The sequence below is a fragment of the Bacillus sp. C30 genome (assembly GCF_040838255.1).
Classification (GTDB): domain Bacteria; phylum Bacillota; class Bacilli; order Bacillales; family Bacillaceae_G; genus Bacillus_A; species Bacillus_A mycoides.
On sequence record NZ_JBFPJH010000273.1, the window covers coordinates 1 to 4468 of the forward strand.

The 4468-nt window shown below is 34.2% G+C and carries 4 protein-coding genes and 1 pseudogene; 1 reads left to right on the top strand and 4 read right to left on the bottom strand.

What is annotated here, in order from left to right; translation table 11 throughout:
- Nucleotides 1-58 precede the first annotated feature (58 nt).
- On the top strand, nt 59-388 hold the full coding sequence (locus tag AB3X49_RS18255; protein ID WP_078174372.1) for a YkvA family protein: 330 nt from the start codon (nt 59-61) through the stop codon (nt 386-388).
- Between the two features lie 273 nt (nt 389-661).
- Here AB3X49_RS18255 and AB3X49_RS18260 read toward each other — a convergent pair.
- The 4 genes and pseudogenes from AB3X49_RS18260 to AB3X49_RS18275 form a co-directional block, all read right to left on the bottom strand.
- Nucleotides 662-1898: pseudogene (locus AB3X49_RS18260) on the bottom strand (MFS transporter).
- Nucleotides 1899-2073: 175 nt separating this feature from the next.
- Nucleotides 2074-2544 carry a MarR family transcriptional regulator gene (locus AB3X49_RS18265; protein WP_215556353.1) on the bottom strand — a complete coding sequence of 157 codons (471 nt, stop codon included), beginning with the start codon at nt 2542-2544 and terminating at the stop codon, nt 2074-2076.
- A 204-nt stretch (nt 2545-2748) separates the two neighbouring features.
- Nucleotides 2749-3750: a bifunctional threonine ammonia-lyase/L-serine ammonia-lyase TdcB gene (gene tdcB, locus AB3X49_RS18270; protein WP_367963848.1), complete on the bottom strand. Its 1002-nt coding sequence runs from the start codon at nt 3748-3750 to the stop codon at nt 2749-2751.
- A gap of 106 nt (nt 3751-3856) precedes the next feature.
- On the bottom strand, nt 3857-4468 hold a 612-nt coding region (locus tag AB3X49_RS18275; protein WP_483298788.1), incomplete at its 5' end, for a pyridoxal-phosphate-dependent aminotransferase family protein.

Genomic DNA, 4468 nt, shown 5'->3' on the forward strand with positions numbered 1-4468 from the left:
TTTCGCTTCTTTGTCCATCCTTTTAAAAAATCTATGTTTTTGTAAAAGGAGTGTTTATATGGAGAAACAGACACTTTGGAAAAAATTCAAAAAAAGCTCAGCAAACCTCGGGAAATCAAGCGTATATGAAAGTATTATTTTATACTACACAATGAGAAAAAAAGGGTTACCTACTAAAGCGAAATTCATAATATTAGCTGCTTTATCTTATTACGTATTAGCAATCGACTTCATTCCAGATATAGCTGCTATTATTGGGATCGGCTTATTAGATGATGTTTTAGCAATCGCTATAGCGCATAAATTTGTAATGCGCCATGCGGACAGTGAAATTCGAGAAAAGAGCAAAGTAAAAATGGAGTCATTATTTACTTCAGCACAAGCATAATTAAACTATCTAGTCATTTACATAGCTTTTTACTTTCAAAAAAGCTAACTTTAATTATTGATAGTTCTATTTAACCTTCACCATGAGAGCATTACAGAATAAATTCTTAATTTTTCTTAGCTCTCAAACTGTAAACAAATAGGGGCCAGTACTTGTTCCTAAGTTCTGACACCCTATGATTTGTTCTTATATTTATCTGTTATACAATTCATTCAGGAAAGATTCCCGTAGAGACATTCTTATATAAAGAAAGACCATAATAGTGCAGATAGTTTATACAGTTACATGTGTCCCTTTATACAAAACTGCTATTGCAACTACTATAAGAATCATCCCCATAAAAGCAGGTGCAGCATGACCAAGTGTTACATAGATTTGCCCTCCAATGATAGGACCAATCATTCTTGCTAAAGCTTGAATAGATTGGCTTCCACCTTGAATCCTTCCTTGTTCACTAGAATCGACAGACTTTGAGAGCATCCCATTGAATGAAGGTCCGAAAATTGAATCACCAAAGCCAAACATTAACATTCCAATGATAAGAAGAGGATATTGGGAAAACAAAGCAGATGCAGCAATAAAACTGTAGCCAATAATCTCCGAAACCATCCCAAGAATTGCTATTTGTTTATCACTAAGCTTGATCAAAAGCTTTGGCATTATAAAAGCTTGTGAAATGATGTCTTGAAAGCCCATAATTGAAAACATAAGTCCGATTAGTGCAGGCTTCCAGCTAAAAATATCCATCGTAAATTGTGTGAAAATTGCTTGTAAAGATCCGTTAGGTATCCAAAGTAAAAACGCTGAGACAAGTAACCATTTTAAGTTTTTCATGGAAAGTATGTTTGCAAGCTGTGCAAAAGGATTTAACCTTACAAAAGTAATCTCTTTCAACCTATTATTTTTGTCAAGACTCTCAGGCATATATTTCATCCCATATAAAACATTTAATAAAGTTATGAGCGCTCCAAAATATAAAGGTACAGAATGACCAAACTTGGCAAGTAATCCCCCAAGAGTTGGACCAATGATGGTTCCTACACCTACCACCGCACTCACCCATCCAAAGTATTTCGTTCTCTGTTCTGGAGGAATGATATCTGCAAAATATGCGAAAATTGTACTTATACTCCCGCCTGTTATACCTTCTATTATGCGTCCAGCAAATAGTACCCCATAAAGCCCCTCCTATACCAAAAACTAAGTACCCGATTGCAGAACCGAAAAGGCATATTAAAAGTAATGGACGACGGCCATATTTATCGCTCAAAGCTCCGAGTACAGGAGCAACGAAAAATACGCAGACAGCATAAACAGAGGTCAGTAGCGTAACAACTAGAGCCTGTTCTTCCGGACTACTTATATAAGGCTGCACTAAGAATGGCACTACAGGCATTATAATACTGAAACCTATTCCACAAAGAAATACAGAAATAAGGCCAAATATTAAAGCATGTTTATCTATGTTTTTTTCAGTTTCGCTTTCATTTTGTGATTTAAAAATAGACATTTAACTTCTCTCCTTAAAACATTTTGTTGATTAGTCAACAAAAATACAATAATAAAAAGGTAGCCTTACTATAAACAGGCTACCTTTTTATTATTTAAATGTATCCCGCATGAACGGGAAAATAAGTTAGTTTTCGGGATTAACTACCCGTAAAAGCCCGAATGCTTCAACTTTATTATGACTTAATATGTATACCTTGTTTCTTTATTTCTGCATCCAAATGCCTACTATACTTTTCCACGAAGTTAATTATACTGTCGAATTCTGCCTCGGTTACTTGCTCAAATACAGCTTTATCCCGCTCTTGAAACTCATTGTGCAACTCTTCGTGAATTTTATATATTTCTTTCCCTTGTTCAGTAAGCCTAAAATAGATCTCTTTTTTATTCTCTGATTTCTGGTAACTTTCGATAAGGCCTTTTTTTATGAGCTTCTTAGTCATTCTACTTATTGCACCGCGAGTCACATAAAAAGCCTCTGCAAGTTGTGTCACGTTAGAATCTGTATTGTTTTCAATATATTCAATACAATGTACTTCAGAAGACTTAAAACCCTTCAGACCTGCTTCCATCTTATCCTTATTTAGCCAAACCATCTTATTATATAATTCCCTGAAACCGTTCATGACCTGTTCTTCCTTATTCATGGCCTATCCTCCTAACAGCTCATTCATACATTAAAACCATTATATTAAATTTCTGTTTCTGTTTCGACAATATTGATATAATTATTTGAGTTATCTTTGAATATAGACGATTACATATAATAATTTACTATACAGTAGACAAAAAGTAAGAGCTAAGATTAGTTTTCTTAGCTCTGCTTTCATAAAATTTATGTTATTTAAATACTATTTCACTTCATTAGCTACAAAAAATTGCTCACAAACACTTGATATACGTTGCAAGTCTACGTTCCCACCAGATATAACCGCTACTACTTTTTTCCCTTTAATATATTTATCCACTTTCCCTGCAAGTAGAGCAGCAGTAGCTAATGCACCTGCACCTTCTACAACGGCTTTACCACGCTGTAATAAGTCTTTCATCGCTACTTCTAATTCACCTTCTGACACTGTTACAATATCATCTACTAATTCTTTTACAACTTCAAAAGTTAATTCGCCTGGTATTTTAACTGCGCAACCATCTGCTATAGTAGGTGCCTCATAATGTTCTACAATCGTGCCTTTGTCATAAGATGCCTTCATCCCATGAACATTTTCTGCTTGTACACCAATTATATTAATGGATGGATTAAAAGATTTTAATGCAACAGCAATTCCAGAAATAATTCCACCTCCGCCAATTGGTACAATGACCGTATCAACATCCCACATATCATCAAGAATGTCCAAACCAATTGTACCTTGACCAGCCATTACCTCTACATCATCATATGGATGTAAGTATGTTTCACCTGTTTCCCTAATAATCTCCTCACATTTTGCCTTCGCATCATCAAAAGTTTCACCATATAAAATCACTTCTGACCCGTATCCTCTAGTTGCTTCAACTTTCGCCTTCGGTGCAGAAATCGGCATCACAATTTTACTCTTAATACCAAGTAAATGAGCAGATAAAGCAATTCCTTGCGCATGATTACCTGCCGAACATGCAATTACACCTCTCTCTTTTTCTAGTTCTGTAAGCTGCGACATTTTATTAAACGCACCACGAAATTTAAAAGAACCCGTTAATTGCATATTTTCTAATTTCAAGTGAATTTCTCCGCCTGTTTTACTAGTCAAATAAAATGATTTTACTAAAGGAGTTTTACGAGCATTTCTGTCTAAAATGTTTTGAGCTTTTTTAATGTCTGCTATATGTAATGGTAGTTTTTTAGTTATCATGCTAACACCTCTTCTAATAATTTATAATCTACTGTTTGTCTCATTTTTAAGTTTTCGTAAGTAATAATCCCTTTATACGCAACCAACTATGTTCAAAAATCATTGCTCATATATGTACGCCATTCTTTAATGTACATCTGTGTAAACAATTCAACATCCTTTTCATATCACGTTCTTTGTAATGATTCAGGCATGCAATTTGGATCCAGTTATTCTTTTGTAAATACGCTGATTCATAATGAACAATATATCCTTGTAACGCTAACGCATCACCTAGCGCCTTAGAAGACTGATCTTCATTTAATTGAATGGTAACTATAATTGGCGCGGCATGTTCTTTAGATGAAACAAGATTTAAACCCATATTAGTAATAGCTTGTTCAATATATGTATACGTCTCTTTTATTTTTTCAAATACCATTTCATCTTCAAATATTTTTAATGCTTCTTGCAATGCATAAATTAAATTCCATGAATGGGAGTATGGGATACTTTCATTTTCTTCGTACATACCAATGTCCATATAAGCAGGTACTGCCTCGTTTACTTTTACAATGTGGTTATGAAAAACGAAAGATAATCCTGTATATGATTTAATCGCTTTTCCGCTAACACCACTTGCAAAATATACATCCTTCAAATTTATTGGTATTGCTCCAATTGAGCTTATACAATCTACACATAGTTTCATCTGATATTTTTTACAAAGAATGTTTAG

Coding starts and splice junctions, on each gene's coding strand:
- AB3X49_RS18255 (WP_078174372.1), top strand. CDS start 59: ATGGAGAAACAGACACTTTGGAAAAAATTCAAAAAAAGCTCAGCAAAC.
- AB3X49_RS18265 (WP_215556353.1), bottom strand. CDS start 2,544: ATGAATAAGGAAGAACAGGTCATGAACGGTTTCAGGGAATTATATAAT.
- tdcB (WP_367963848.1), bottom strand. CDS start 3,750: ATGATAACTAAAAAACTACCATTACATATAGCAGACATTAAAAAAGCT.